We start from the raw sequence: 25,524 nt of genomic DNA on the forward strand, positions 1-25,524 counted from the left end.
CCCGCGCGCCGTTCAGGCCCGGCGACGCGCGCGGTAGGCGGCGACCGCCTCGCGGTTCGTGCACGCGGTCGAGCAGTACTTGCGTGACCGGTTGCGCGACAGGTCGATCACGACACCGTCGCAATCCTCTGCCGCGCACCGGCCGAACCGGCTCATCTCGTCGGCGCGGATGACGTCGATCATGGCCATCGCCGTCTCCACGAGGATCCGCTCGTGGATCGGGCGGTCATCGGTCGTGGCGTGGATGTGCCAGTCGGTATCGCCATGCCGGGTCAGCTGCGGCACGGCGCCCTGCTCGGCGAGGATCGCGTTCACGAGGGTGACCGCTCCGTCGCGGTCGGCGACGAACAGCGCGCGCAGTCGGGGGCGGATCGCGCGGACCGGCTCGAGGTCGGCCGCGGTGGGGGCGGCGCCGGTGTAGGCGAAGCGCACGTAGAACTCCTGCAGCGCCTCGATCGTCGTGAGCGTGTCGGGAGCGAGCGCGGAGTTCGCGAGGTGCACCGACGACTCCAGCGCTTCGATCGTGTCAGGAGTGAACGTCATGTTGACACATTACCAACGGCGATCGTAGTGTCATGAGTCATGAGCTCCTTCGCACATGACACCCGGGTGGGGACCGCCGCCGGCGGCATGGCCTTCGCACTCGTCGCGGCGGTGGCCTTCGGGTTGTCGGGCAGCCTCGGCAAGGGGTTGCTCGAAATCGGCTGGACCGCGGGTTCTGCGACCCTCGCGCGCGTGGCGATCGCCGCGGCCCTGCTCGCGATCCCGGGCGCGATGGCCCTCCGCGGCCGGTGGAGAACGGTGCGGCGCGCGCTGCCGACCGTGCTCCTGTACGGGCTGTTCGCCGTCGCGGGCGCTCAGCTGTGCTTCTTCTTCGCCGTGGCGCAGATGGACGTGGGTGTCGCGCTCCTGGTGGAGTACACCGCGCCCGTCGCGGTGGTGCTGTGGCTGTGGCTGCGACGTGGGCAGCGACCCACGTCTCTGACGCTCGGGGGAGCGGCGGTGGCGGCGGTCGGCCTGCTCCTGCTGCTCGGCGTCCTCGGCGGCGTGTCCGTGAGCGTCGGCGGCATCGCGTGGGCGCTCGGGGCGATGGTCGGACTCGCGGTCTACTATCTCGTCTCGGGCGACGACTCGCACGGCCTCCCGCCGGTCACCCTCGCTGCGGGGGGCCTCCTGGTCGCCGTGGTGATCCTCGCCGTCGCGGCCGGGGCCGGCATCCTGCCGATGGGTGTCGGCACCGGCACGGTGGAGTTCGCCTCCTTCGCCGCGCCCTGGTGGGTCGTGGTGCTCGTGCTCGGCGTGGTCACGGGAGCGGTGTCGTACGTCAGCGGCATCGCCGCCGCGCGGCGCCTCGGCGCCCGCCTCGCGTCGTTCGTGGGGCTCACCGAGGTGCTCGCGGCAGCGCTCCTGGCGTGGCTGCTGCTCGGCGAGGCGCCGCAGCCGGTTCAGGTCGTCGGCGGCGTGCTCGTGCTCGCCGGCGTCGTGCTGGTCAAGCTGGCCGAGCCTCGTCGGGCCGCGCAGCCGCTTCCTCTTCCACAGGCTTCCTGATCGCGCGGATCGCGAGGACGCCGCCGGCCAGAGCCACGACGGTGACGATCAGCCCGAGCCACACCAGCGTCGTCGCGGCGAGCACGACGTAGCCGAGCAGCGCCGAGACGGCGGCGACGGCCACGAACGGCAGCTGCGTGACGACGTGGGTGATCACGTTGCAGCCGGCTCCGGTCGAGGACAGGATCGTCGTGTCGGAGATGGGGGAGCTGTGGTCGCCCGCGACCGCACCGGCCAGCACGGCGCCGAGCATGGGCAGCAGCAGCTCCGGCGCATCCACCGCGTTGGCGATGCCGCCGACGATCGGCAGCAGGAGCCCGAACGATCCCCACGACGTGCCCGTCGAGAAGGCCATCGCCGCGGCGAGCAGGAACACGATCGGGATGAGCCAGGCCGGCGGCACGTCGGACGCCTCGACGAGTTCACCGAGATATGCACCCGTGCCCAGCATGTCGATGAGACCGCCGAGCATCCACGCCAGGATGAGGATGCCGATCGCCGGAGACATCGCCTTGAGGCCGCCGAGCCATCCCTGCCCGAAGCTGCTCCAGCCGAAGCGGGGGTTGTCGTTCGTGTAGCGCACGTAGTAATAGATCGCGCACGCGAGCCCGAGGATGCCACCGTAGATGAGGGCGAGGCTCGTGTCGGTCGAGGCCAGGATGTCCACCGGCGCCCATGATCCCGACGCGGAGTACCCGGTCCACACGATGCCCGCGAAGACGCCGATCACGAGGGCGACGAACGGCACGATGATCGCCCGCTTGGCTCCGGGGCGGTGCACGGGGAGGTTGTCGGTGAGCTGCCCGGGGATCACCTCGCCGTCGGCGTACGGGCGACCCTCCACGAGGGCGCGCCGCTCCTCGCGGCGCATCGCGCCGAAGTCCGCCCGGAAGACGATGACCAGCCACACCAGCAGGGCGGCCGCGATCGCGTAGTAGTTCGACGCCGCGGCGCCGAGGAACGCCTCGACGCTGCTGATGCTGAGGGTCGAGGCGGCGACGATCGGGGCGAGGATGCCGATGATGTAGGCGCCCCAGCTGGAGAACGGGGCGAGCACCGCGATGGGCGCCGACGTCGAGTCGACGATGTACGCGAGCTTCGCCCTCGAGATGCGGTGCTGATCGGTGACGGGCCGGCTGATCTGGCCGACCGCAAGGGCGTTGAAGTAGTCGTCGATGAAGATGACGATGCCGAGGATCGCAGGCAGGATCTGCCCACCGCGGCGGGTGCGGATGCGCTTCACGGCCCAATCGGCGAACGCCTGGGTGCCGCCGGACATGAGGATGAAGGCCGCGATCACCCCGAGGAGAACGATGAACAGCAGGATGTAGATGTACCAGGTGTTGAGGGCGCCGTCCTCCCAGAACAGCACCGCGAAGGATTCCCATACGAGCGCGAGCGTGCGCAGGGGATCGAACTCGGCGATGAGCAGCGCGGCGACGAGAACGCCGGCGCCCAGGCTGATCATCACCTTCTTCGTGACGATCGCGAGGACGATCGCCACGACCGGAGGGATCACCGTCAGCCACGGTGCGGATTCGATCATGGGACATCCTCTCGTTGTGCCGCCTGAACGTACCCAGCCGAGCGCCCGGCGTCAACGGTCGCCGCTGCACGCGCGGTCGTGTGGACACCATCGGGAGCCGACGGCAGGATCGGGGGATGACGATCCGTCCGAACCGCAGCGATCCCGATTCCGTGCGCGACGCCACGTGGGCGGTGCACGGCGGCAACGCACCCGACCCCGGCACCGGCGCCCTGCGGACGCCTCTCGTGATGGCGAACTCCTACGTGCTCCCGGAGGATCCCTCGACCATCGACTGGTCCGACACCGAGGGGCTCGTCTACACCCGGAACGGCGGCGTCAACCAGATCGCGCTCGAGCGCAAGCTCGCCGCGATGGAGGGCGGCGAGGCGGCGGCGGTGTTCGCGTCGGGGGTCGCGGCACTGCACGCGGTGTTCTTCACCCTCTTGAAGAGCGGCGATCACGTCGTCGTCTCCGACGTGGGATACGAAGCCGTGTGGCGCCTGTTCAGTGAGCTGCTGCCGGAGCGGTACGGCATCGAGGCGACCTTCGTCGACGTGTCCGATCCCGCTGCGGTGCGGGCGGCGCTGCGGCCCGAGACGCGCATGATCCACGTCGAGACCATCGCCAATCCCACCACGCAGGTCGCCGACATCCGGGGTCTCGCCGATATCGCGCACGAGGTGGGCGCGATCTTCACGGTCGACAGCACCTTCACCCCGCCCCCGTTCTACCGGCCGCTCTACGACGGGGCCGACCTCGTCATCCACTCCCTCACGAAGTACATCAACGGCCACGGTGACGCCCTCGGCGGTGCGGTCATCGGCGACGCCGGGCTCGTCGACCGCGTCAGGCGGGATGCGCTGGTCGACGTGGGCGGGGTGATCTCGCCGTTCAACGCCTGGCTGATCCTGCGCGGATCGGTGACGCTGCCCCTGCGCCTGCAGCAGCACTTCGCCTCCGCGACGACGATCGCCCGGCTGCTCGACGCGGATCCGCGCATCGCGTTCGTGGCCTATCCGGGTCTCAGCAACCACCCCGACCACGAGGTCGCGACCCGGCAGTTCGTCGGGCGCGGCTACGGCGGCATGCTCGCGTTCGCGCTCGACGGCGACGCCGACCTGCAGAACACGTTCGTGTCGCAGCTGGGCGTCATCACCTCGGCGTTCTCCCTCGGGCACGACGAGTCGCTGATCGTGCACGTGGGCACCGAGACGCGAGGCGGCGCGGAGAACTACCCCGAGGCGTTCCGGCGCTTCGGGCACCTGCGGCTCTCAGTGGGTCTCGAAGACGTCGATGATCTCGTCGCCGACATCACCACGGCGCTGGAGCGCACCCTCGGCTGAACCCACACCCGTCGATCGTCGTGACGCTGCCTTACCCCGATGGCGGCCTCGCGATAGCGTGGCGGCATGACGCTCCGCACGCAGGTGTGCATCGCCGGCGGGGGACCGGCAGGGGTCCTGCTCGGACTGCTGCTCGCCCGCGAGCGAGTGGATGTCGTCGTGCTCGAGAAGCACGACGACTTCTTCCGCGACTTCCGGGGTGACACCGTCCATCCGTCGACGCTGAACCTGATCGACGACCTCGGCCTGCGCTCGGCGTTCGACGCCATCGCGCACAAGCCGCTGCCGAAGCTCGACGCGGTGGTCAACGGCGTGCGGGTGCACGCGATCGACTTCACCTCGCTGCCGAAGCCGAACCGCTTCCTCACCCTCATGCCGCAGTGGGACCTGCTCGACATGCTCGCCGAGGCCGGGAGGCAGCATCCGTCGTTCCACCTGATCATGGGGGCGGAGGTCACGGGCGTGCGCCGAGATGCGGATGGCCGGGTCTCCGGCGTGCACGCGCGCACGGCCGAAGGCGACCTCGGGGTCGAGGCTTCGCTGACCGTGGCCGCCGACGGTCGCGATTCGACGGTGCGCGAGGCGCTCGGGATGCAGCCGCGGGACTATGGCGTACCGGCCGATGTGGCCTGGTTCCGGCTGCCGGAACCACCGACGCCTCTGCCCGACACGCTGGCGTGGATCAGCGAGGAGACGATGCTCGTGACGTTTCCCCGGCCGGGATACCTGCAGAGCGGCATGCTCATCCCGAAGGGGTCCTTCGACGCGCTCCGTGCGGAGGGGATCGACGCCTTCCGGGCGCGGATCGCGCGCGCCGTGCCGCGACTGGCCGCCCAGGCGGCCGAACTGGGCTCGTTCGAGAACGTCAAGCTGCTCTCGGTGCAGATCAACCGTCTCGACCGGTGGCACACGCCCGGTGCCCTGCTGATCGGCGACGCGGCGCATGCGATGTCTCCCGCGTTCGGCGTGGGCATCAACTACGCCGTGCAGGACGCCGTGGCCGCCGCGCGCCTGCTGGCACCCGCCCTCCGATCCGGCGCGGAATCGGTGATCGACCGCGCGGCGGCTGCGGTGCAGGGTCGGCGTGAGCGTCCGACGGCGATGATGCAGCGCATCCAGCGTGCCGTGCACGCCCGGATCGCGACCGGCCGGGGCGTGAAGATCCTGGATGACCCGCCGACCCGCCGGCAGCGCATCGCGATGCGCCTCGCGCTGCCGCTGCTGCGGCCGCTCGCCGCGCGCATCGTCGGATACGGATTCCGTCCCGAGCGCCTTCGCTGACCGAGGCCGCACGAGAAACGCCGAACCGCGCGAAACACCACGCATCGCGGCGTGTCTCGCGCGGTTCGGGGTGTCTCGGCACCTCTGCCTGCGGGGCCGACGGGCGCGGTCAGGCGGTGAAGAGCGGCGCCGAACCCAGAACGCGGTCGGGGGTGAGCCGGATGACCACGCGCTGCGGGTTGGGGCGCGGCGTGCGATACCGCAGGCCGTAGAGACGCTCAGCCAGCGCGACGGCATCGACATCGCGCTCGATCACGGCACGGCCGGCGATCGACATCCACTGCGGCCCCGCCACCTGACCCACGCTCGCCCGGGAATCGCGTTCGATGTTGCGCACCTTCTGGCTGCCGTCGGAGGTGATGATCCGCACCGCGCCCTCGTGCACGGTGTAGCCGACCGCGACGACGTGGATGCCGCCGTCCTTGGCCATGGTCGACAGGGTGGCGAGGTGGTAGTCGGCAAGGAAGGCCTGGCCGTCGGCGGACAGGGAGTCGAGTGAGCGGGTCATCGGGTCGTCCTCACGCCATCCGGGAGAGGATCGCATCCATGACCCGGTCGGGAAGCGTATGCCGCAGTCTCACGATGAGTCCCGCCGAGAACGGGACCGCGTAGCGGCTGCGTGGGCGGCTCGTCGTCACGGCCGTCACGATCGTCCGGGCGACGTCCTCGGGCGAGGCCGACATCGGTCCCTCGTCGACGCGCGTGTAGTTCGCGTACATCCGCTGGGCCTGCCCCGCATACGCGCCATCGCCGGAGTGCTCGAGGAGGCTCTCGCGCGAGATGGTGTTCCACTCGGTGCGCACCGGGCCCGGCTGCACGATCACGACGTCGATGCCGTGCGGTGCCAGTTCCAGGCGCAGGGAGTCGCTGAGCCCCTCGACGGCGAACTTGGTGGCGTGGTACCAGCTGCCCAGGGGCTCGTAGATGTGCGCGCCGATCGAGGAGATGTTGATGATGCGCCCGCGACCGAGCTGGCGCATCGTCGGCAGCACGAGCTGGGTCAGGAGGGCCAGGCCGAAGATGTTGACGTCGAACTGCCGCCGCGCTTCGTCGAGCGGAACGTCTTCGAGGGCCCCGTAGGAGCCGTAGCCGGCGTTGTTCACCAGCACGTCGATGCGGCCGCGCTCGCCGACGATGCGGTCGACCGCGGCCGTCATCGACGCCTCGTCGGTCACGTCGAGTTCGATCGCTGTTCCGCCGGCGTCGCTGATGGCGTTCATCCGGTCGACGCGGCGCGCGCCCCCGTAGACGGCCCAGCCCTTCTCGAGGAGGGCGAGGGCGGTCGCGAGGCCGATGCCGGACGAGGCGCCGGTGACGAGGGCGACGGGCGTGGGGGTGGAGGAGGCCATGCGTCCAGTCCACCACGCCGGTATCACCCTCGGGCCCGATACGCGTCGCCGATCCAGCGCGCATACGCATGCCACGGGTCGGTGTCACCGCGCAGGTCGGCGACGAAGGACAGCAGGTCGCGGTCGGCGCGGAACCATTCGCCCCCTTCGCGCAGGGCGGCGAACCGGATGTGGCGCTCGCGTTCGCGGGCGCGATCACCCGGTTCGAAGGCGAGGAGTTCGTCGTGCCGGATCGCTGCCAGCCGCTGCCGGGGACGGGCGGACGTGCCGATCTTCACCCTCGCGTCGAACCGCAGGTAGTAGACCACGTCGACCCGCGGCGGCGGGAGGTCGGCGTCGGGTGCGTCGCCGTAGCGCCACAGGCACACCGCGCACCGCCATCCGTCGTCGGCGCGGGTGCCGCGGGTGCCGCCGCACAGGAGGCACGGCCCCGGCATCGCACCCGGCGCCGTCCGCATCGCACGGCCCGGTGTCGCACTGGTCACGCGCGCAATCTACGCGCGGCGTGCGACACCGAGCGGCGGCGGCCCGGCTCAGTGCGTGAAAGTGGTCGTCTGGCCCTCCACCGGCATCGGCGTCTCGAGGCGGTCGAGGTGATCGACGGCCTCGCGGATGTCGCGCAGGAGAGCGTCGGCGAGGCTGTGCGAGAGGCCGTTGCGCACGACGATGCGCTGCACGACGAGATCGGCGAGACCGTCGGGCATGGGGTAGGCGGGCACGAGCCATCCTTTGAGGCGCAGCCGCTCGGACAGGTGGTAGAGGTTCCAGGTGTCGGTGTGGCCGTCGGCCTGCTGCCAGGCGAACACCGGGATGTCGGTGCCGTCGTTCCACAGCTCGAACGCGTCCATCTTGCCGATCTCGGTCGCCAGGTACACCGCGACATCCTGGGAGGCCTGCTGCACGCGGCGGTAGCCATCCCACCCGAGACGCAGGAACAGGTAGTACTGCAGCAGAACCTGGGCCCCCGGTCGGGAGAAGTTCAGCGCGAAGGTCGGCATGTGGCCGCCGAGGTAGGTGACGTCGAAGACGAGGTCCTCGGGAAGGTCGGAGACCGAGCGCCACACGACCCAGCCGAGACCCGGATAGACCAGGCCGTACTTGTGAGCGGACGTGCTGATGGACACGACGCGCTCGACGCGGAAGTCCCACTCCAGGTCGGGCTGGAGGAACGGGGCGATCATCCCGCCCGAGGCGCCGTCGACGTGGATCTTGACATCGAGCCCGGTCGAGGCCTGAATCGCATCGAGGGCCTTCGCGATCTCGGCAACCGGCTCGTACATGCCGGTGTAGGTCACACCCATGATCGCGACGACGCCGATCGTGTTCTCGTCGACGTAGTCGGCCAGGTCGTGTCCGTCGAGCACCTTGTGCTCGCGGGAGATGGGCACGTATCGGGGCTCCACGTCCCAGTAGTTGCAGAACTTCTCCCAGCACACCTGCACGGCCGACGACAGCACCAGGTTGGGCTTGTCGGTGGGCAGTCCCTTCGCGCGTCGCGCGTGCTGCCAGCGGCGCTTCAGGGCGAGTCCGCCGAGCATGCACGCCTCGCTGGAGCCGATGGTGGATGTGCCGATCGCGTCGTCCGCGTCGGGCACGTTCCACAGGTTCGCGATCATCTTCCAGCACCGTGACTCGATCTCCGCGGTCTGCGGATACTCGTCCTTGTCGATCATGTTCTTGTCGGCGGACTCCTTGTAGAGCTTCTCCGCCGATGCATCCATCCACGTGCCGACGAATGTCGCGAGATTCAGGCGCGCGTTCCCATCGAGCATCGACTCGTCGTGCACGACCTGATACGCCGTGTCGGGGAGGGACTCGCCGTCGGGAAGGCGGTCGATCGGGAAGTCCGTCGCCTCGCCGTCGCGGGCGAAGAGCGGGTTGAGTTCGGTGCGGGAGACATCGTCGGGACGAGCGGCCGTGTCGGTCATGCAGGTTCTCCTCGGGTGGGTGAGCCTCCAGACTGCCCGGTGCGCGATCATGCCGCCACCCTCCGCCGCGGGTGTGATGTCAACCCCCTCGCAAGAGCCCGCGCGGGCGGTTCGACTGGACTGGTCAGACACGACGAGAGGATCGACATGCGCGCATTGACCTGGCAGGGCCGGCGGAACGTCTCGGTGGAGACGGTGCCCGACCCGCGGATCGAGGAGCCGACCGACGCGATCGTCCGCATCACGTCCACGGCGATCTGCGGATCCGACCTGCATCTCTACGAGATCTTCGGTCCGTTCATCGATCCGGGCGATGTGCTCGGCCACGAGCCCATGGGCATCGTCGAAGAGGTCGGCGCCGCGGTGACGAACCTGTCGCCCGGCCAGCGGGTCGTCATCCCGTTCAACATCTCGTGCGGTGAATGCTTCATGTGCCGCCGCGGGCTGCAGTCGCAGTGCGAGACGACGCAGGTGACCGAGTACGGCACCGGTGCTTCGCTGTTCGGCTACACCAAGCTCTACGGTCAGGTTCCCGGGGGTCAGGCCGAGCTGCTGCGCGTTCCGCTGGCCGACTACAACACGGTGCCCGTCGGCGCGGACCTGCCCGATGACCGATACCTGTTCCTCAGCGATATCCTCCCCACGGCCTGGCAGGGCGTCGACTATGCGAGCGTGCCGGACGGGGGAACCCTCGCGGTGCTGGGGCTCGGCCCGGTGGGGCAGTTCGCTGCCCGGATCGGTGCGCACCGGGGCTTTCGGGTCATCGGGATCGACCCCGTCGCCGAACGGCGCGACATGGCGGCCCGGCACGGGGTCGAGGCGCACGGCGACGACGACGCGGTCGAGCGGGTGCTCAGCGAGACCGCCGGGCGCGGGGCGGATGCCGTCATCGACGCCGTCGGCATGGAGGCGCACGGCGCACCGTTCATCCGAGCCGCCCACCACGCCCTCGGCCACCTGCCCGACGCGGTCACCCGGCCCGTCATGGACAAGGCGGGTGTCGATCGCCTGGCGGCGGTGTATTCCGGCATCGACATGGTGCGCCGCGGCGGCACCCTGTCGATCAGCGGCGTCTACGGCGGCGATGCCGACGTGCTGCCGATGAAGACGATGTTCGACAAGCAGCTGAGCCTGCGGATGGGGCAGTGCAACGTCAAGCGCTGGATCGACGACATCATGCCGCTCGTCGAGGACGCCGCCGACCCCTTGGGGATCGACGACCTCGTCACCCACCACGCATCGCTCGAAGACGCTCCCTCGCTCTACGAGACGTTCCAGAAGAAGGAGGATGGGTGCATCAAGGTCGTGCTGCGGCCGTGAGCCCGCCATCGGCGCGCGGCCGCCGACGGAGCTTCGTCTCCGCCGGCGTGCTAGCCCTGGCGTTGACGGCGTGCGCGGCACCCCCGCTCGACCCCGACGGATCCCTGGATCGGATCACGGAGTCTGGCCTCCTGCGTGCGGGGGCGAGCCCGAGCGGCGAGCTCGTCATCATCGACGACCCGGGTCCGAGCGGTGCGCTCGTCGATCTGGTCGACGGATTCGCCGAGCAGTATGGCGCGCGCGTGTCGTGGCACGTGGACAGCGAGGAGGATCTGGTGCAGGGGCTCGCCGACGGGCGACTGGATGTCGTCGTGGGCGGAATGACCACGAGCTCGCCGTGGACCGATCTGGCATCGGTGACCCGCGGGTACCCTGCCATCGCGGGGTCGGAGGGCGCCGACGTCGCGTTCCTGCTCCCGCTCGGGGAGAACGGCCTGCAGGCGGCGCTGGAGACCTACCTCGACGAGGAGACGCGGTGAGGCGCTTCGGTCGCACCGACCTGCCGCCCGAACAGCAGGACGCGCTGCGGCGGGCGATCCGCTGGGAGTGGATCACGATCCTCCACATGGTCGTCGCCGTCGTCCTGATAGCGCTCGTGCTCGGCGGTTCGCAGGCGCTGAAGACGGCCTGGATCGAAGACATGCTGTCGCTGATCCCGCAGATCACGTTCCTGATTGCTCTCCTCCTCATCCGCAAACGCCCTTCCCGTGCCTACCCCTACGGCCTTCATCGGGCGATGGGAGTGGGGCACCTCGTCGCGGGTGTCACCCTGATCGGTGTGGGGGGCACGCTGGCCGTGGAGGCGGTGCTCGGGCTAGTGCGGCTTGAGCATCCCGCGATCGGCACGGTGCAGCTGTTCGGAGAGACGATCTGGCTCGGGTGGCTCATGATCGCCGTGTCCGTCCTCACCGGGATCGGCCCGATCGTCTTCGCCCGCGCGAAGCTGAAGATCGCCCCGACCCTGCACAACAAGCTGCTCTATGCCGACGCCGACATGGCGAAGGCGGACTGGACGACGACCCTCTCGACCGTCATCGGCATCCTCGGCATCGCCTTCGGGGTCTGGTGGCTCGATGGGGCCGCCGCCCTCTTCATCTCGACCAGCATCGTGTGGGACGGTTGGCGTAACACGCGGGCCGCCGTGCTGGATCTGATGGATCAGCGTGCGCGCACCGAGGACGACTCGCGGGTGCACCCGCTGGCGACGGACGTGCTGCGCACCCTCGAGGGTGAGCGGTGGGTGCGGTCTGCCGGCATCCGCCTGCGGGACATGGGTCAGGTGTTCCATGTGGAGGCGTTCGTGGTGCCGCGTCGCGGGCGCGCCGACCTCGGCGATATCGGGCGGGCGCGGGAGAGGGTCGCGGCGCTGGATTGGAAGATGCCGGACGTGGTCATCGTCCCGGTGGACGAGATCCCGCCGGAGGCGGAAACCCTGGCGACGCGGTGATCACCCCTTCATCCCGCTCGTGCTCACGCCCTGGATGATCTGCTTCTGACCGAGGAAGAACACGATGATCATGGGGATGGTCGCGATGACGCTGGCGGTTACGATGATCTCCCAGTGCCATTCCCCGCCGAAGCCGAAGGCGTCCACGAGGGACTTCAGGCCCCGGGGGATCGTGAACGTCGACGAGTCGCGCAGGTAGATGAGAGCCCGCATCAGGTCGGTCCACACCGCCTGCACCTCGAACACCAGGGTCACCGCGAGTGCAGGCTTGCACAGAGGCAGCGCGATGCGCCAGAAGACCGCCCACTGAGAGGCCCCATCCACTCGGGCGGCATCGAACAGATCACGGGGAAGGCCCAGCATGAACTGGCGCAGGAGGAAGACGTAGAACGCGCTCGCGAAGAGGTTCTGACCCCACAGCGGGACGAGCGTGCCGACGAAGCCGAGGGCGTTCCAGATGAGGAAGGTCGGGATCATCGTGACGGCGCCCGGCAGCATCATCGTCGCCAGCACGAGGCCGAAGAGGAAGCCGCGGCCGCGGAAGCGGAAGTACGCGAACCCCCATGCGACCATCGCGCTGGAGAAGGTCACCGTCACCGAGGCCAGCACGGTGACGATGAGGGTGTTGAGCAGCCACAGCGCCACCGGTGCATCGACCCATACCTGCACGTAATTGTCGAGCGTGAAGGTCTCGGGGATGAGCCGATTGTCGAAGACCTCGCCTCGCGGCTTGAACGATGCGCTGACCAGCCAGATGAAAGGGTAGGCGTAGATCACGGTCATCACGCTCAGCGCGGCGATCACGAGCGTCCGGCGCAGGCCGCGCCGTCGCCGGGCGGTTTGCTTCGGATCGGCGACGCGGCGCACCGCGCGCGCCGGGTCGGGAAGCGCGGACCCGCTCTCGGCCGGCCGATCCTCGGCCGCCTGCGCGTCGGTGTCGCCGGGAAGCACGCGGCTCATCGTCCGGTCTCGCCCTCGTAGTAGACCAGACGCCGGGACACGATCAGCTGTACCGCCGTGACGGCCATGATGAGCCCGAACAGCACCCACGCCATCGCCGAGGCGTACCCCATATTGAGAAACTCGAACGCCTGCTGGAACAGATAGATGACGTAGAACAGTGCGGCGTCGTTGCTGTAGGTCGTGTTGCCGCCGCCGAAGAACGCCGTGTACGCCTCGTCGAAGGTCTGCAGACCGCCGATCGTGTTGACCACGACGATGAAGAACAGCGCCGGACTGATCATCGGGATGGTCACGCTCAGGGACTGGCGCCAGAACCCCGCGCCGTCGAGACGGGCGGATTCGTAGAGTTCCTCCGGCACGTCCTGGAGGGCCGCCAGCAGGATGATGATCGAGGCACCGACCGTCCACAGGCTCATGATGATCAATCCGGGCTTGACCCACGCCGGGTCGGTCGTCCAGGCGGGCCCGTCGACACCGATCCACCCCAGCACCGTGTTGATGAGACCGTCCTGTCCGTTGAACAGCAGCAGGAAGAGGATGCCGACGGCAACCGGGGGCGTCATCTTCGGCAGGAAGAACATCGTGCGGAAGAATCCGGCGCTGCGCCCGGCTCGGTTGAGCAGCAGGGCGAGCGAGAGCGAGACCACGACGTACAGCGGCACCTGAACGAGCGTGTAGAAGAACGTGTTCGACAGTGCCAAAGCGATCTTCGGATCCTGGAAGAGCTCCTGGTAGTTCGACCAGCCGACCGCGTTCGGATCGTTGATGACGTCGTAGTCGGTGAAGGAGAGGTACGCCGAGTAGACGATTGGCCAGGCGGTGAAGACCCCGAAACCGACCAGCCATGGCGACAGGAAGAGCAGGGCGGCGCCGACGTTGCGCCGACTGGCCCGGCGTCGCGACCGGCGTCGCTCGGCCGAGACGGGAGCGCCGCCAAGCGTGTCGCGTGCCGCGCTCACTGGTCCGACTCGAGCTCTGCCCACCCCTCGTCCAGCGCTCGCTGGGCAACCTGCTGCGCGTCGGCGAGGGCCTCGGCCGGTGTCGACTGCCCGTTCAGTACGGCGTTGACGGCATCCTGCATCGCTGTCTTGAACTCCGCGTCGGCGGGGTTCGCCGGCAGCGAGAAGGTCGCCTCGTTGGCCTCGTACATCTTGCTCACCGCGGTGTCCCACGGCTCGCCGCCCGAGGTCACCATGCCCTCGATCATCTCGTCCGCCTCGACGTTTCCGGTGAGGATGCCGGTGAACGGCTTGCCCTCGGCCTCCCGCGCCTCCAGGCGCGCATCGGCGGCTGCCTCCCAGGCCTCGAGGGACGTCATCGACCGCGCCCAGCGGCAGGCTGCCTCGGGGTTTCCACTTCCGGAGGGGATCGCCCACGCGGAGCCGGACGCATACGCGAGCGTTTCGCCGCTGCGATCTCGCACCGTGTCGAATGCCATCGGTGCATCCGGACTGACGTCGTTGAGCACGTTGACGTACCACTGCTCCATCGGCATCGCGCCGAGGGTGCCGACGGCGAACTGATTGCCTTCGCCGAAGAAGTCCGCCGAGTCGCGGTAGGCCTTGACCGCACTGAACCCGCCCTGCGCGTCGTAGATCGACACCGCCCACTCGAGAGCCTCGACAACCGCCGGATCGTCGAGGCTCGCCGTGCGGCCGTCGTCGGAGATGAGGTCGGCGCCGTTGGCCTTGGCCCACAGCGGCATGAACTCCGGTAGCTTGCTGTCGTAGCCGATCACCTGCAGGTCACCGCCCTCGGACCGCTCGAGCGTCTCGTTCGCCGCGCTCACCGCCGCCCAGCTCGAACCGTTGACATCGTCGAGCGTCAGTCCGGCATCCTCGAGCAGATCGGCGTTCGCCATCGTCAGCTGAATCCCGTTGAACTCGGGGATGCCGTATACCGACCCGTCCAAGGTCACCTGATCCAGAGCCGCGGGACGATACATGCCGGTGTCGATGGCCTCGCCCTCGATGCACGAATCCAACGGCACGATGGCGCCGCGTGCTGCAAGAGAGCCGATCTGATCACGATTGGCATAGACGATGTCCGGCGGCGTTCCGGTGGCGACAGACGACAGGAACTGCTGCATGTCGAGGTCGCCCTCGATGAGGCTGACGTCCACGTCGCCGAGTTCCTGCTCGGTGAGCTCCATGCGCGAGGTGGCGACTTCGTCGACGCCGCCGAACCCCATCACGGTGAGCGTGCCGGTCAGCTCCGCCGCGGCGTCATAGTCGGCGTCGGCGTCGTCAGCGCCGCCGGTGCCGACGGCGCACGCGGACAGGAGCGCTGCGCCCGCGACGAGAGAGCCGAAAGCCACGATGCGGCGGCGGAGGGACGGGGGCATGGGTGCTCCTTCTCGACGAGCGGAAAGCCACCCGGAGAAGTGGGCGGTGGGGAGAACGTAAGAAGCGTTGGGCCGTTCGGCGAAGGGGATTGACCGCCACGACCGGTTCGACGTATAAGGGCCAGGATGAGACGCATGACACCCGGCGAGGTGAGGATCGGGACATCGGGATGGAGCTACGACCATTGGAAGGGCGTGCTGTATCCGCCCGGCGCCTCCTCGAAGCGGCTCGAGGCGTACGTGGCCGAGTTCGACACCGTCGAGCTCAACGGCAGCTTCTACCGGTGGCCGCGTGCTTCCGTGTTCGAGGGTTGGCGCGAGCGGGTACCGCCCGGGTTCCTCATGGCGGTCAAGGCGCCTCGGGGTCTGACTCACGCCCGCAAGCTGCGCGACCCCGACGAATGGGGTCGTCGGATCGGCGACGGGCTCGACGCTCTCGGTGACGCGGCCGGCTTCCTCCTGTTCCAGCTGCCACCGGACTTCGAGCGCGACGACGAGCGCCTGGCCCGTGCGCTCGAGGCGATGCCGCGTGGAGTCCCCGTCGCCGTCGAGCTGAGGCATCGGTCGTGGGATGACGAGGCGGTGTACCGCCTGCTCGAATCGCACGGCGCGGCCTCCTGCGTGATGAGCGGCGCGCACCTGCCGTGTGTGCTGCGCGCCACCGCGGAGACCGTTTACGTGAGGCTGCACGGACCGGACACCGAGCACCTCTACGCCGGGAGCTACAGCGACGACGACCTGCGCTGGTGGGCTGCGCGGATCACGGAGTGGCGTGATGGCGGGCATTCGCTCGTTGCGTACTTCAACAACGACGGCGAGGGGCATGCGGTGCGCAACGCGCGTCGGCTGAAGGAGATCCTCGGCCTCTGACGCGCGTGCCCGGCGATGACCCGCCGCGCCGAGCGGTCGCGGTGTGGTGCGCGGCGGCGCCGCGCCCTACCCTGATCACATCCGCCCGACACCTCTGCAGAAAGGCTCGGCGATGGCGATCATCTCCCGCGGGTTCGGCTCCCGTCGGCGCGAGGCCGACCCGCGCCTCCCGCCCGGTCAATACCTCACCGAGGACTTCCCCGTGCTGTCCGCGGGGCCCACGCCGAAGGTGAGTACCGACGAGTGGCGGTTCTCGGTGCGCACCGAGAAGGACATGGTCACGCAGTGGACGTGGGAGGAGTTCCTCGCGCTCGGCGTCGAGACCATCGAGACCGACATCCACTGCGTCACCCGATGGTCCAAGCTCGGCACGAACTGGCGGGGTGTCTCGCTCGATGCGGTCTTCGCCGACGTCGACACCGACCACGCCTACGCCATGATCCACTCCTACGGCGGATACACCACCAACGTGCCGATGGCCGACCTGCTGGGCGGCAAGGCGTGGATCGCCTTCGAGTTCGACGGGGCGCCGCTGACGCCGGAGCACGGCGGCCCAGCGCGCCTTCTGGTCCCCCACCTCTACTTCTGGAAGTCGGCGAAGTGGGTTCGCGGGATCGTCATGCACAAGCGCGACGAACCGGGCTTCTGGGAGCAGAACGGCTACAACATGCACGGGGATCCGTGGCGCGAGGAACGCTACTGGTGACCGTTTCCGCATGGCTCCCGGCGCGCGTGGTGTCGGTGACGCCGACCACGCCGCACGCCCGGGTGCTGATGCTCGACGTTCCGGGATGGCCGGGGAATCTCCCGGGTCAGCACCTGGATGTGCGGCTCACCGCCGAGGACGGCTACCAGGCGGAGAGGTCGTACTCCCTCGCCTCCTCGGGTGCCGGGGCGAGGGTCGAGCTCGCGGTCGACGAGATCCCGGACGGCGAGGTCTCGCCGTATCTGGTCCGCGAGGTGCGCGCCGGAGACGAACTTGAGGTGAAGGGTCCGCTCGGGGCGTACTTCGTCTGGCGCACCGACGACCCGTCGCCGGTGCAGCTGATCGCCGGCGGATCGGGCGTCGTGCCGCTGGTCGCGATCGCTCGCGCCCGCATCGCCGCATCCGCTTCGGTCTCACCGATGCGGCTGCTCTATTCGGTGCGTTCCGCCGGAGACGCGCTCTACGCCGAGGAGATCTCGACTTTCGAGGATCGAGGGGTCACGACCAGCTGGGTGTACACGCGTACGGCGCCGGACGGCTGGAACGGCCGGACGGGCCGCGTCGACGCCGACCTCCTGGCCGACGCGGTGTGGTCGCCGTCGATGAACCCGCTGATCTTCGTGTGCGGTCCGACGGGCTTCGTCGAGGCCGTCGCCGATGCGCTGGTCGTCTCAGGACACGACCCGGGGCGCGTGCGGACCGAACGATTCGGAGGGAGCTGAGCTGATGAGCGCACATCATCCCGCAGGACCGGTAGACCCGGTCACGCCCGTCGACGGCAACGTGCTCGCGGGCCGCCTCGGTGCCCTCTTCGCCGTGGAGGTCACGACTCTCATCGTCGTGTGCGGCGCGTGCGGAGCGAGCGGAGCGCTCGCCGAGGCCGTCGTCGAACTCGACGACGAGGCTGCGATCGTGCGCTGCCGCGCGTGCACCCACACGCTGTTCACCGTGCTGGGAGACGACGAGGCGCCGGTGCTGCGACCCGCATCCCTCGCGAGCATCGCCGCACCGGCGCCGAAGCCGTGAATCAGCGCGGGACGTCGCCGCGCCACGCGCCCGTCTCGGCGCCCTGAGCCTCGATGAACTCCTTGAAGTTCTTCAGGTCCTTCTTGACCGCGTGGCCGCCCGCGCCGACCAGGTCGCCGATCTTCTCGAGCGCGCCCTGCGGCTCCCAATCGAGCTGAACGGTGACGCGGGTCGTGGTGTCGCTGAGCTTGTGGAAGGTCACCACCCCGGCGTGCTCCGTGTCGCCGCCCGTGCTGTTCCACGCGACGCGCTCGTCGGGATGCTGCTCGGTGATCTCCGCGTCGAACTCGCGCTCGGCTCCGCCCACCTTCACCTTCCAGTGGGTGTGCGTGTCGCCGGTCTGCGTGATCTCCACGACTTCGTCGAGGAACTTCGGGAAGCTCTCGAACTGGGTCCACTGGTTGTACGCGACCGTGACCGGCACGTCCACGTCGATGTTCTCGGTGATCTGAGCCATGAGAGTCCTTTCGTCGTCGGGTTCACGACGCTAGGCGTCGCCCGGAACCGGCCCGAGGGGGTTGAAGCGACCGGAGCACAGTGCTACGCGGGCTCTGTCTTCGCGAGGGTGTCCACGGCGTGCTCGAACCTCAGCGTCTGCACGATCTCCACCGCCTGGTCGTACCGTGCGCCGCCGAGCGCCACGAAGACGGCGCCGACGACGTCGATGAAGCCCACGGTCCGTCCATCGACCGAGACCACGTACCGGTCGAGATCCACCAGCATCCACTGCACCCTCTCGCGCGCCGGGGCGGGCTCGACTGGTGCGCGGGGCGGAAGGGCGCGCAGCGAAGCGATCACATCGTCGTCGTGAGCCGGCAGCTGATCCGTCTTCGGTGTCATGGTGTGTCCCCCTCCGTGCCGGATCTCGTCCGGTCTGGTTACTGTGCGCCGCGCGGCGGGCCTGACCCAGGGGGTTGACAACGCCTAACGGATGCGCGCCCGGACGGCAAGGGGGTGAAGCGAGCGGGGCAGCCGAGGGAACGTGGAGACGACGAGAAGGAGGCGGCATGAGCACCGCGAATGACATCCCGGAAGAGCGCGACGAGGAAGCGACCGTCGGAGCGCAGCCCGTCGCGGGACGCGATACGACCATCGAGCAGGACCCTGCGGCAGACCCGGCGCAGGCGGAATGGGAGATGACGCAACGCCGCGACGAGGGCGACCCGGACGTGCTCGACCCCTCGCCTGCGGCGACGGGGGACGACCCCGATCAGATCCCGGGCGACATCGATCAGATCCCCGTCGACGACCTTCCCGGCCGTGCCGGGCAGCCCGACTCGCAGGGGGAGGACCCGGTCGTCGCCGAACTCGGCGAGGAGGGCGAAGGAGACATCGGCCCGGCTGATCTCTGACCCCGGGCCCGACCAGCGTCGTCGGCGGTCAGCGCCCGCGCGTGTGCAGCGCGTTCGCGACGCCCGCGCCGAGCACGAGTGCGGCGGCCGCGAGCGGCGCCCACAGGGCGGTACCCGCGCCGGTCGATTCCGCCAGTGCGCCGACGAGTGCGGATGCTGCCGACTGGCCGACGATCACACCGGAACCCAGCATGGTCATCACCGTGGCCGAGCGTCCGGCCGGTGCGCGGCCGGCGGCGAGGGTGTACATCGTCACGAGGGTCGGCCCGATCCCGATGCCGACGACCAGCAGCGTGACGAGCATGCCGGCGACCGATGTGACGAGACCGAGCGCGATGGCGCCCGCCGCGAGCACGGCACCGAACGTCGTCCACCGGGCGGCGAGGGTGAAGCGGGCGGGGAAGAGGGCCACCGCGAGCGCCAGCGCGGCCGAGCCGAGCCCCATGGCGCCGTAGACGAGGCCGGCCTGCTCCGGCGCCCCGCGCTCAGCCATGAAGGCGGTGAGCGCAGTGAGCGCGCTGCCGAAGAACAGGCCCATGCCGAGCGTGCCGGCCACCGGCACCAGCACCTCGAATCGGAAGAGTTCGCGCACCGGTGCCCGCGGGGCGGGTGCTGCGTCGGCCGCGCGCACTGTCGCGGTCGGGTGCAGCGCGAAGGCGGTGACGAACACGACCGCGAGCACGGCGGCGCCCACCACCGGTGCCGTCGGTCCCGCGGTCGCGGCCAGCAGCCCGACGACCACCGGTCCGAACACGAACGCCATCTCGTCGGCGGCCGACTCGTAGGCCATCGTGCCGTTGAGCACGCGAGCCGCCCGCGGGCGCGGGTACACGCGCGTGATGATGCCGACCAGCCGGCTGCGTGAGAGGGGCGCGACCTGCGGCGTGGACGCCCCGATGAGGAAGGCGATCACGAGCAGCGTCGAGGTCGGTGCGGGGGAGAAGGCCAGCCACGCGATCAGCGCGAGGAGTCCGCTGTTGACGAGGCCGGCGATCAGCACCACCGGCCGCTGACCCCATTTGTCGGCGGCGGCCCCGAGCAGGGGGCCGATGAGGGCGGTGCCGAGGCCCGTCAGGGCCGAGGTCGCCCCGCCGAGGGCGATCGAGTCCCGGGCGGCGACGACGAGGGTCAGCACGCCGACCACCATCATCGCGAACGGGAGGCGGGCAATGAGGGCGATCGGGAAGTAGCCCGCGCCGGTCTGTCGGAGAAGTGACGCCGGCGACGGTGCCGGCGTCTTGGGGGTGGCGCTCGTATACATCTTTCCTGTGTTCCTGCCACGGCCGGATGCCGTGGATGTGCGCCGCGGTCTGCGACGACTCGTGCCGCCTTGGCCGACCGCGGGCCGCCAGGTAGTTACACAACGGGATGACCACGACACTGTAGCCGGAACGCCTGGGCACGCCCTGGGCAGAGCGCGGGGGTGAACAGTCGGTTGCCCGGATGGCGGGAGCGGTGCCCGAGCCGTCACAATGGAGGCTCGCGCGCCCGGGCGCCGGGGACGGAGGAAGCATGGACGACGCGGGGGAGCCGATGCCGGACGCGCCGATCGTGTCGTGCGCCGCTGGGGCCTTCGCCGGCGTCGAGCGTGACGGCGTGCGCCTGTTCGCCGGCATCCGCTACGCCGCGCCGCCGACGGGCGAAGCCCGGTGGCGCGACCCGCGGCCCGCCGCGGTGCCGACAGGTGTGACCGCAGCCTCGGCGTTCGGGGCCGTCGCGCCGCAGCAGGTGAACAGGGCTATGGATCTCGGCCCCGACCCGGTGATGGACGAGGACTGCCTGTTCCTCAACGTGTGGGTGCCCGACGGCGCCGACCCGCGGACGCGGCCGGTGATGGTGTGGGTGCACGGCGGCGCCTACACGTTCGGCGCGGGCAGCCAGCCCCTCTACGACGCTGCCCGCCTGGTGCGCACCGGCGATGTCGTCGTCGTCACCATCAACTACCGCATCGGCGGACTCGGCTTCCTCGACCTTTCCGGATTCAGCGACGGCGAGCACGTCTTCGACGGCAATCTCGCCCTCAAGGACGTGCTGGCCGCCCTCACGTGGGTGCAGACGAACATCGCGGCGTTCGGGGGCGACCCGTCTCGCGTGACGGTGTTCGGCGAATCCGCGGGAGGGGGCCTGGTCACGACGCTGCTCGCTGTGCCTCGCGCCGAAGGGCTGGTGCACCGTGTCATCGCGGAGTCGTCGCCGGTCTCGAGCGTGTACGGGCGTGAGCGCTCCGAGCGCGTCGCCGACCGCTTCCTCACGATCCTCGGCGAGCGCGACCCCGCGAAGCTGCGACGGGTGCCGGCCGAGCGCATCGTGGATGCCGCCACGCGCGTGTTCGCGGAGATCCCGGCAGCCGACCCGGGCACCATCGCGTTCTCGCCGATCATCGACGGCGACCTGGTGCCGGAGTCGCCGATCACCGTGCTCTCGGAGGGGCGGGCCCTTCCGATCCCGCTCCTGATCGGCACGAACAAGGACGAGGCGTCGTTCTTCCGCTTCATGAAGTCGCCGCTCCTGCCGATCACCGATGATCAGATCGATCGGATGTTCGCCGACCTCAAGGTGGAGGATCCTCTTCTCACCCTCCCCGAGATGGAACAGGTGCGCACCGCCTACGAAGACACGCGGCATCGGGCCATGGGCCTCGGGATCGCGCGGGACGTCGGCTTCCGCATGCCCACGCTGTGGACGGTGGAGGGTCATTCCCGCATCGCCCCGACATACCTGTACCGCTTCGACCACGCCACGCCGTTCCTGCGGCTCATCGGCCTCGGTGCCACCCACGGCAGCGAGCTGCCCTATGTGTGGGGTGCCGTCGACGGGCCGACGAAGGGACCGGTCTTCCGCCTCGGCGGCCGGCACGCGGCGCAGCGCATCTCGCACCGGGTGATGCGTCGCTGGGCGGCGTTCGCGCACGGCGGCGCCCCCGATGCCGCCGACGCGACCGCGTGGCCGGCCTTCGACGAGCAGCGTCGCGCGACCCTCGTGATCGACGGGGTCGACCGGGTGGTCGACGACCTCGACGCCACGCTTCGCGCCGGCTGGGGCGACGAGGTGCTCGCCTTCACGTGAGCGACGCTCCGTCGCGCGCGGCGAGCCGCCACTACTGTGAGGGGTCATGACCGACTCGTCCCGCTCCGGACGCACCGATACCGCGCGTGCGGGCGTGCGGCAGGTCGCCGAGCGGGCGGGTGTGTCGACGCAGACCGTCTCGCGCGTGATCAACGACCATCCGCACATCCGCCCCGAGACGCGAGAGCGCGTGCTCGCCGCCATGGCCGAGCTCGACTACCGGGTGAACAACGCCGCGCGCACGCTCGGCACGCGAACGACCCGCACCCTCGGCGTGATCGCCTCCGACGCGACCCTGTACGGTCCCGCGGTGGGGATCGCGGCGCTGGAGACGGCCGCCCGAGCCGCCGACCGGTGGATCGCGACGGCCTACGCCGACGCCGAGGACACGGCGTCGGTCGTCGAGGCCGCGGGCCGGCTGCGCGCCCAGGGGGTGGACGGGATCATCGTGCTCGCCCCGCACGAGCGCTCGCTCGACGCGGTGGTCGCCGCTCATGCCGACGTGCCCGTCGAGGCGCTGCACGCCGGCGAGGGATACCAGCGGCAGCGCGAGGGTGCAGCGCTCGCCGTCGCGCACCTGTGGGAGCTCGGGCATCGTCGCATCGCCCACCTCGCCGGCCCCGCCGACTGGCTCGAAGCGCGCGCCCGCATCGACGGTGTCCGCGAAGCGCTCGCCGCGCGCGGGACGACGGGGCCGATGTGGACGGGCGACTGGACCGCGGTCTCCGCGGCGGCGCTCGCCCCCGACATCGCCGCGGCGATCACCCGCGCCGACGGCCCGTCGGCGGTCGTCGCCGCCAACGACCAGATGGCGCTGGGTCTGATCGCCGGCCTCCGAGAAGCGGGACTCGACATTCCGGGAGAGGTGAGCGTGATCGGCTTCGACGACAATCCCGACGCGGCTTTCTACCGACCGCCGCTCACCACGGTGCGCATCGACCTCGCGGGAGAAGCCCGACGTGTCGTGGCGGCGGTGCTCGGCGCACCCGTCCTGCCTTCGGCGCCGCCCATCGTCGTGCCGCGGGCGTCCGCGGCGGCACCGCGCGAGATCTTGCTTCCCTGACATACGACTGGCGCCGGAGAATTGTTACCGGTAACATTGCGCACGGTCGGTGCACGTCGACCAGCCGCACGAGACCCGACGGAGGACCCGTGACCGATTTCAGCGCCGAGATCAGCGCATCCATCGACGCCGTGCGCGCGGACGTCGCCCGCCTGCACGGCGAACTCGTCCGCTACGGCCTGGTCGTCTGGACCGGAGGAAACGTGTCCGGGCGCGTGCCCGGAGCCGACCTGTTCGTCATCAAGCCCTCGGGGGTCTCTTACGACGATCTCGCGCCGGAGAACATGATCCTGTGCGACCTCGACGGGGCGGTCGTTCCGGGCACTCCCGGGAGCGAGCGCAGTCCGTCGAGCGACACCGCGGCGCATGCCTACGTCTACCGGAACATGCCCGAGGTCGGCGGCGTCGTGCACACCCACTCCACCTACGCGGTCGCGTGGGCCGCGCGCGGCGAGGAGATCCCGTGCGTCATCACCGGGATGGCCGACGAGTTCGGCGGCCCCATCCCGATCGGACCGTTCGCGGTCATCGGCGACGACTCGATCGGCCGCGGCATCGTCGAGACCCTGCGCGGTCACCGATCCCGAGCCGTGCTCATGCAGAACCACGGGCCCTTCACGATCGGGGTCAGCGCGAAGGATGCGGTCAAGGCCGCCGTGATGTGCGAAGACGCCGCGCGCACCGTGCACCTGGCCCGACAGGCGGGGCCGCTCATCCCGATCCCGCCGGAGAAGATCGACGCGCTCTACTCCCGCTACCAGAACGTGTACGGGCAGACCTCGGACGAACGGCGCGACTCCGCCGATGCGCACGACCGGGGAGAGGACGCGCGATGAAGGGTGTACTGGGCATCGAACTCGGCTCGACGCGTATCAAGGCGTGTCTCGTCGAGGCGACGGATCCGACCGCGGTGATCGCGACCGGATCCTTCGCGTGGGAGAACCGCCTCGAGAACGACCTGTGGACCTACGACCTCGACGAGGTGTGGCACGGAGTGCGTGCGGCAGTCGCAGAGCTGCTCCGGGAAGCGCGTTCGGGCGACGGCGAGGCCCCCGAGATCATCGGGCTCGGGATCTCGGCGATGATGCACGGATACCTCGCGTTCGACGCCGACGACCGGCTGCTCGCTCCGTTCCGCACATGGCGCAACACGAACACGGGAGCGGCGGCGGCCGAGCTCTCCGAGGCGTTCGGGGTGAACATCCCGCTGCGCTGGTCGATCGCCCACCTCCACCAGGCTCTGCGCGATGGGGAGGCGCACGTTCCGCACATCGCCGCCGTCACGACCCTCGCCGGATACGTGCACCGCCGGCTCACGGGACGGCACGTGCTGGGCGTCGGCGATGCCTCGGGCATGTTCCCGATCGGCGCGGGCGGTGTCGCCTACGACGCCGATCTCGTCGCGCGGTACGCCGAGCTGGCGCCCGAGGTGGATCTGCTCGCCCTGCTGCCCGAGCCCCTCGCCGCCGGCGCCGACGCGGGCCGGCTCACCGCCGAAGGCGCATCGCTCCTCGACCTCGATGGTGCCATCCCCGCCGGCATTCCGATGTGCCCGCCCGAGGGAGATGCCGGAACGGGCATGGTCGCCACCGGCGCGGTCGCGCCGCGCACCGGCAACGTCAGCGCGGGCACGAGCATCTTCGCGATGGTCGTGCTGGAGCATCCGCTCGCCGAGGCGCATCACGAACTCGACCTCGTGACCACCCCCGCCGGCGACCCGGTCGCGATGGTGCACTGCAACAACGGGGCGAGCGAGCTCGCGGCGTGGGCCGGCATGTTCGAGCGCTTCGCCGCCGCGGCGGGATCGCCGCTCGCCTCCGACGCGGTGTTCGACGTGCTGTTCCGCGAAGCGCTGTCCGGCGCTCCGGATGCCGGTGGCCTGCTCGCCTACAACCACCTCGCGGGGGAGCCCATCGCCGGACTCGACGCGGGACGCCCGCTGTTCGTGCGAACCCCCGACAGCTCCTTCAGCCTCGCGAACGTCATGCGCGCCCAGCTCTACGGCGTCTTCGGCACCCTCGCCCTCGGCATGCGCGTGCTCGCCGGCGAGGGCGTCGCGATCGACCGGATGCTCGCGCACGGCGGCATGTTCCGCACCGCCGGGGTCGCTCAGCGCTTCCTCGCGGCGGCCCTCGACGCTCCCGTCGCCGTCGGCGAGACGGCGGCCGAGGGCGGCGCGTGGGGCATGGCCGTGCTCGCCGCCTACCGCGTGCACGGCGGCGATCGCGATCTGTCGACGTATCTCCACGACGAGGTCTTCGCCGGTGTCGAGGCCGACACGGCGCATCCGCACCCCGACGACGTCGCCGGCTTCGCCGCCTACCTCGACCGCTACGCCGCCGGCCTGGCCGTCGAGGCCGCCGCCGTCTCCGCCCTGTGACAGAAGGACA

The 25,524-nt window shown here is 70.0% G+C and carries 27 protein-coding genes; 15 read left to right on the plus strand and 12 right to left on the minus strand.

Features of this window, described 5'->3' with window-relative positions:
* Window positions 1–12 precede the first annotated feature (12 nt).
* Complete coding sequence (locus tag IM777_RS03060) at window positions 13–543, minus strand: CGNR zinc finger domain-containing protein (protein WP_194384605.1); 531 nt, start codon at window positions 541–543, stop codon at window positions 13–15.
* 39 nt (window positions 544–582) lie between these two features.
* Between IM777_RS03060 and IM777_RS03065 the strand changes: the two genes are divergently transcribed.
* Window positions 583–1,548, plus strand: coding sequence for an EamA family transporter (locus IM777_RS03065; RefSeq protein WP_071044011.1), 966 nt, complete (start codon window positions 583–585; stop codon window positions 1,546–1,548).
* On the opposite strand, the gene IM777_RS03070 is transcribed toward IM777_RS03065, so the two are convergent.
* Window positions 1,490–3,094: a Na+/H+ antiporter NhaC family protein gene (locus tag IM777_RS03070; RefSeq protein WP_194384606.1), complete on the minus strand. Its 1,605-nt coding sequence runs from the start codon at window positions 3,092–3,094 to the stop codon at window positions 1,490–1,492. The genes IM777_RS03065 and IM777_RS03070 overlap by 59 nt on opposite strands.
* Before the next feature lie 116 nt (window positions 3,095–3,210).
* On the opposite strand from IM777_RS03070, the gene IM777_RS03075 reads away from it, so the two are divergent.
* Together IM777_RS03075 and IM777_RS03080 are read left to right on the plus strand one after the other, a co-directional pair.
* Window positions 3,211–4,419, plus strand: a complete 1,209-nt coding sequence (locus IM777_RS03075; RefSeq protein ID WP_071044009.1) for a trans-sulfuration enzyme family protein — start codon at window positions 3,211–3,213, stop codon at window positions 4,417–4,419.
* Between the two features lie 66 nt (window positions 4,420–4,485).
* Window positions 4,486–5,700, plus strand: coding sequence for an FAD-dependent oxidoreductase (locus tag IM777_RS03080; protein WP_194384607.1), 1,215 nt, complete (start codon window positions 4,486–4,488; stop codon window positions 5,698–5,700).
* Between the two features lie 109 nt (window positions 5,701–5,809).
* On the opposite strand, the gene IM777_RS03085 is transcribed toward IM777_RS03080, so the two are convergent.
* Genes IM777_RS03085 through gad form a run of 4 tightly spaced genes read right to left on the minus strand, consistent with a single transcriptional unit; the run spans window position 5,810 to window position 8,977 of the window.
* Window positions 5,810–6,208, minus strand: coding sequence for a TIGR03618 family F420-dependent PPOX class oxidoreductase (locus IM777_RS03085; RefSeq protein WP_194384608.1), 399 nt, complete (start codon window positions 6,206–6,208; stop codon window positions 5,810–5,812).
* Window positions 6,209–6,218: 10 nt separating this feature from the next.
* Window positions 6,219–7,049: an oxidoreductase gene (locus IM777_RS03090; RefSeq protein WP_194384609.1), complete on the minus strand. Its 831-nt coding sequence runs from the start codon at window positions 7,047–7,049 to the stop codon at window positions 6,219–6,221.
* Window positions 7,050–7,072: 23 nt separating this feature from the next.
* Complete coding sequence (locus tag IM777_RS03095) at window positions 7,073–7,534, minus strand: GIY-YIG nuclease family protein (protein WP_228480932.1); 462 nt, start codon at window positions 7,532–7,534, stop codon at window positions 7,073–7,075.
* A gap of 48 nt (window positions 7,535–7,582) precedes the next feature.
* Complete coding sequence (gene gad / locus IM777_RS03100) at window positions 7,583–8,977, minus strand: glutamate decarboxylase (protein WP_194384610.1); 1,395 nt, start codon at window positions 8,975–8,977, stop codon at window positions 7,583–7,585.
* 147 nt (window positions 8,978–9,124) lie between these two features.
* On the opposite strand from gad, the gene IM777_RS03105 reads away from it, so the two are divergent.
* Genes IM777_RS03105 through IM777_RS03110 form a run of 3 tightly spaced genes read left to right on the plus strand, consistent with a single transcriptional unit; the run spans window position 9,125 to window position 11,744 of the window.
* Entirely contained in the window at window positions 9,125–10,297 is a 1,173-nt protein-coding gene (locus IM777_RS03105; protein WP_071044003.1) for a zinc-dependent alcohol dehydrogenase, read from the plus strand.
* On the plus strand, window positions 10,294–10,776 hold the full coding sequence (locus IM777_RS17130) for a transglycosylase SLT domain-containing protein (RefSeq protein ID WP_228480933.1): 483 nt from the start codon (window positions 10,294–10,296) through the stop codon (window positions 10,774–10,776). Before IM777_RS03105 ends, IM777_RS17130 begins: the two co-directional genes overlap by 4 nt.
* The gene (locus IM777_RS03110; protein ID WP_228480934.1) at window positions 10,773–11,744 is read left to right on the plus strand and encodes a cation diffusion facilitator family transporter; all 972 of its coding nucleotides are present in this window, start codon (window positions 10,773–10,775) and stop codon (window positions 11,742–11,744) included. Before IM777_RS17130 ends, IM777_RS03110 begins: the two co-directional genes overlap by 4 nt.
* On the opposite strand, the gene IM777_RS03115 is transcribed toward IM777_RS03110, so the two are convergent.
* Genes IM777_RS03115 through IM777_RS03125 form a run of 3 tightly spaced genes read right to left on the minus strand, consistent with a single transcriptional unit; the run spans window position 11,745 to window position 15,051 of the window.
* Window positions 11,745–12,704, minus strand: a complete 960-nt coding sequence (locus IM777_RS03115) for a carbohydrate ABC transporter permease (protein ID WP_194384612.1) — start codon at window positions 12,702–12,704, stop codon at window positions 11,745–11,747.
* Window positions 12,701–13,666 (minus strand): carbohydrate ABC transporter permease, encoded by a 966-nt coding sequence (locus IM777_RS03120; protein ID WP_194384613.1) that lies wholly within the window; start codon window positions 13,664–13,666, stop codon window positions 12,701–12,703. The genes IM777_RS03115 and IM777_RS03120 overlap by 4 nt, the downstream gene beginning before the upstream one ends.
* Entirely contained in the window at window positions 13,663–15,051 is a 1,389-nt protein-coding gene (locus IM777_RS03125; protein WP_194384614.1) for an ABC transporter substrate-binding protein, read from the minus strand. Before IM777_RS03125 ends, IM777_RS03120 begins: the two co-directional genes overlap by 4 nt.
* A 135-nt stretch (window positions 15,052–15,186) precedes the next feature.
* Here IM777_RS03125 and IM777_RS03130 point away from each other — a divergent pair, with 135 nt between their 5' ends.
* From IM777_RS03130 to IM777_RS03145, 4 genes are all read left to right on the plus strand, one after another.
* Window positions 15,187–15,921, plus strand: coding sequence for a DUF72 domain-containing protein (locus IM777_RS03130; RefSeq protein ID WP_194384615.1), 735 nt, complete (start codon window positions 15,187–15,189; stop codon window positions 15,919–15,921).
* A gap of 112 nt (window positions 15,922–16,033) precedes the next feature.
* On the plus strand, window positions 16,034–16,627 hold the full coding sequence (locus IM777_RS03135) for a sulfite oxidase-like oxidoreductase (RefSeq protein WP_194384616.1): 594 nt from the start codon (window positions 16,034–16,036) through the stop codon (window positions 16,625–16,627).
* Complete coding sequence (locus tag IM777_RS03140) at window positions 16,624–17,349, plus strand: FAD-binding oxidoreductase (RefSeq protein ID WP_194384617.1); 726 nt, start codon at window positions 16,624–16,626, stop codon at window positions 17,347–17,349. The genes IM777_RS03135 and IM777_RS03140 overlap by 4 nt, the downstream gene beginning before the upstream one ends.
* 4 nt (window positions 17,350–17,353) lie before the next feature.
* Window positions 17,354–17,653 (plus strand): DUF6510 family protein, encoded by a 300-nt coding sequence (locus IM777_RS03145; RefSeq protein WP_194384618.1) that lies wholly within the window; start codon window positions 17,354–17,356, stop codon window positions 17,651–17,653.
* Between the two features lies 1 nt (window position 17,654).
* Here IM777_RS03145 and IM777_RS03150 read toward each other — a convergent pair whose 3' ends face one another.
* Window positions 17,655–18,110 carry an SRPBCC family protein gene (locus IM777_RS03150; RefSeq protein WP_071043999.1) on the minus strand — a complete coding sequence of 152 codons (456 nt, stop codon included), beginning with the start codon at window positions 18,108–18,110 and terminating at the stop codon, window positions 17,655–17,657.
* A gap of 83 nt (window positions 18,111–18,193) precedes the next feature.
* Window positions 18,194–18,493: a hypothetical protein gene (locus IM777_RS03155; RefSeq protein WP_194384619.1), complete on the minus strand. Its 300-nt coding sequence runs from the start codon at window positions 18,491–18,493 to the stop codon at window positions 18,194–18,196.
* A gap of 167 nt (window positions 18,494–18,660) precedes the next feature.
* On the opposite strand from IM777_RS03155, the gene IM777_RS17135 reads away from it, so the two are divergent.
* Entirely contained in the window at window positions 18,661–19,005 is a 345-nt protein-coding gene (locus tag IM777_RS17135; protein ID WP_071043997.1) for a sugar ABC transporter ATPase, read from the plus strand.
* Window positions 19,006–19,033: 28 nt separating this feature from the next.
* Here IM777_RS17135 and IM777_RS03165 read toward each other — a convergent pair whose 3' ends face one another.
* A complete protein-coding gene (locus IM777_RS03165) occupies window positions 19,034–20,266 on the minus strand; it encodes an MFS transporter (protein WP_194384620.1) in 1,233 nt (410 codons plus the stop codon).
* A 251-nt stretch (window positions 20,267–20,517) separates the two neighbouring features.
* Between IM777_RS03165 and IM777_RS03170 the strand changes: the two genes are divergently transcribed.
* The 4 genes from IM777_RS03170 (at window position 20,518) to IM777_RS03185 (ending at window position 25,514) form a co-directional block, all read left to right on the plus strand.
* Window positions 20,518–22,071 carry a carboxylesterase/lipase family protein gene (locus IM777_RS03170; protein WP_228480935.1) on the plus strand — a complete coding sequence of 518 codons (1,554 nt, stop codon included), beginning with the start codon at window positions 20,518–20,520 and terminating at the stop codon, window positions 22,069–22,071.
* Between the two features lie 46 nt (window positions 22,072–22,117).
* Window positions 22,118–23,134, plus strand: a complete 1,017-nt coding sequence (locus IM777_RS03175; RefSeq protein ID WP_194384621.1) for a LacI family DNA-binding transcriptional regulator — start codon at window positions 22,118–22,120, stop codon at window positions 23,132–23,134.
* A gap of 89 nt (window positions 23,135–23,223) precedes the next feature.
* Window positions 23,224–23,970 carry an L-ribulose-5-phosphate 4-epimerase gene (locus IM777_RS03180; RefSeq protein ID WP_194384622.1) on the plus strand — a complete coding sequence of 249 codons (747 nt, stop codon included), beginning with the start codon at window positions 23,224–23,226 and terminating at the stop codon, window positions 23,968–23,970.
* Window positions 23,967–25,514 carry a xylulokinase gene (locus IM777_RS03185; protein ID WP_194384623.1) on the plus strand — a complete coding sequence of 516 codons (1,548 nt, stop codon included), beginning with the start codon at window positions 23,967–23,969 and terminating at the stop codon, window positions 25,512–25,514. Before IM777_RS03180 ends, IM777_RS03185 begins: the two co-directional genes overlap by 4 nt.
* The last annotated feature ends 10 nt before the right edge of the window (window positions 25,515–25,524 follow it).

Origin of the sequence: Microbacterium luteum, from assembly GCF_015277875.1 — a bacterium.
GTDB lineage: Bacteria > Actinomycetota > Actinomycetes > Actinomycetales > Microbacteriaceae > Microbacterium > Microbacterium luteum.

What these genes read in the sequence shown, in the direction of transcription:
- IM777_RS03185 (WP_194384623.1), top strand. Translation starts at nt 23,967, where the DNA reads ATGAAGGGTGTACTGGGCATCGAACTCGGCTCGACGCGTATCAAGGCG.
- IM777_RS03125 (WP_194384614.1), bottom strand. Translation starts at nt 15,051, where the DNA reads ATGCCCCCGTCCCTCCGCCGCCGCATCGTGGCTTTCGGCTCTCTCGTC.
- IM777_RS03135 (WP_194384616.1), top strand. Translation starts at nt 16,034, where the DNA reads ATGGCGATCATCTCCCGCGGGTTCGGCTCCCGTCGGCGCGAGGCCGAC.
- IM777_RS03090 (WP_194384609.1), bottom strand. Translation starts at nt 7,049, where the DNA reads ATGGCCTCCTCCACCCCCACGCCCGTCGCCCTCGTCACCGGCGCCTCG.
- IM777_RS03130 (WP_194384615.1), top strand. Translation starts at nt 15,187, where the DNA reads ATGACACCCGGCGAGGTGAGGATCGGGACATCGGGATGGAGCTACGAC.
- IM777_RS03065 (WP_071044011.1), top strand. Translation starts at nt 583, where the DNA reads ATGAGCTCCTTCGCACATGACACCCGGGTGGGGACCGCCGCCGGCGGC.
- IM777_RS03165 (WP_194384620.1), bottom strand. Translation starts at nt 20,266, where the DNA reads ATGTATACGAGCGCCACCCCCAAGACGCCGGCACCGTCGCCGGCGTCA.
- gad (WP_194384610.1), bottom strand. Translation starts at nt 8,977, where the DNA reads ATGACCGACACGGCCGCTCGTCCCGACGATGTCTCCCGCACCGAACTC.
- IM777_RS03155 (WP_194384619.1), bottom strand. Translation starts at nt 18,493, where the DNA reads ATGACACCGAAGACGGATCAGCTGCCGGCTCACGACGACGATGTGATC.
- IM777_RS03075 (WP_071044009.1), top strand. Translation starts at nt 3,211, where the DNA reads ATGACGATCCGTCCGAACCGCAGCGATCCCGATTCCGTGCGCGACGCC.
- IM777_RS03085 (WP_194384608.1), bottom strand. Translation starts at nt 6,208, where the DNA reads ATGACCCGCTCACTCGACTCCCTGTCCGCCGACGGCCAGGCCTTCCTT.
- IM777_RS03175 (WP_194384621.1), top strand. Translation starts at nt 22,118, where the DNA reads ATGACCGACTCGTCCCGCTCCGGACGCACCGATACCGCGCGTGCGGGC.
- IM777_RS03115 (WP_194384612.1), bottom strand. Translation starts at nt 12,704, where the DNA reads ATGAGCCGCGTGCTTCCCGGCGACACCGACGCGCAGGCGGCCGAGGAT.
- IM777_RS03145 (WP_194384618.1), top strand. Translation starts at nt 17,354, where the DNA reads ATGAGCGCACATCATCCCGCAGGACCGGTAGACCCGGTCACGCCCGTC.
- IM777_RS03060 (WP_194384605.1), bottom strand. Translation starts at nt 543, where the DNA reads ATGACGTTCACTCCTGACACGATCGAAGCGCTGGAGTCGTCGGTGCAC.
- IM777_RS03170 (WP_228480935.1), top strand. Translation starts at nt 20,518, where the DNA reads ATGGACGACGCGGGGGAGCCGATGCCGGACGCGCCGATCGTGTCGTGC.
- IM777_RS03080 (WP_194384607.1), top strand. Translation starts at nt 4,486, where the DNA reads ATGACGCTCCGCACGCAGGTGTGCATCGCCGGCGGGGGACCGGCAGGG.
- IM777_RS03150 (WP_071043999.1), bottom strand. Translation starts at nt 18,110, where the DNA reads ATGGCTCAGATCACCGAGAACATCGACGTGGACGTGCCGGTCACGGTC.
- IM777_RS17135 (WP_071043997.1), top strand. Translation starts at nt 18,661, where the DNA reads ATGAGCACCGCGAATGACATCCCGGAAGAGCGCGACGAGGAAGCGACC.
- IM777_RS03105 (WP_071044003.1), top strand. Translation starts at nt 9,125, where the DNA reads ATGCGCGCATTGACCTGGCAGGGCCGGCGGAACGTCTCGGTGGAGACG.
- IM777_RS03070 (WP_194384606.1), bottom strand. Translation starts at nt 3,094, where the DNA reads ATGATCGAATCCGCACCGTGGCTGACGGTGATCCCTCCGGTCGTGGCG.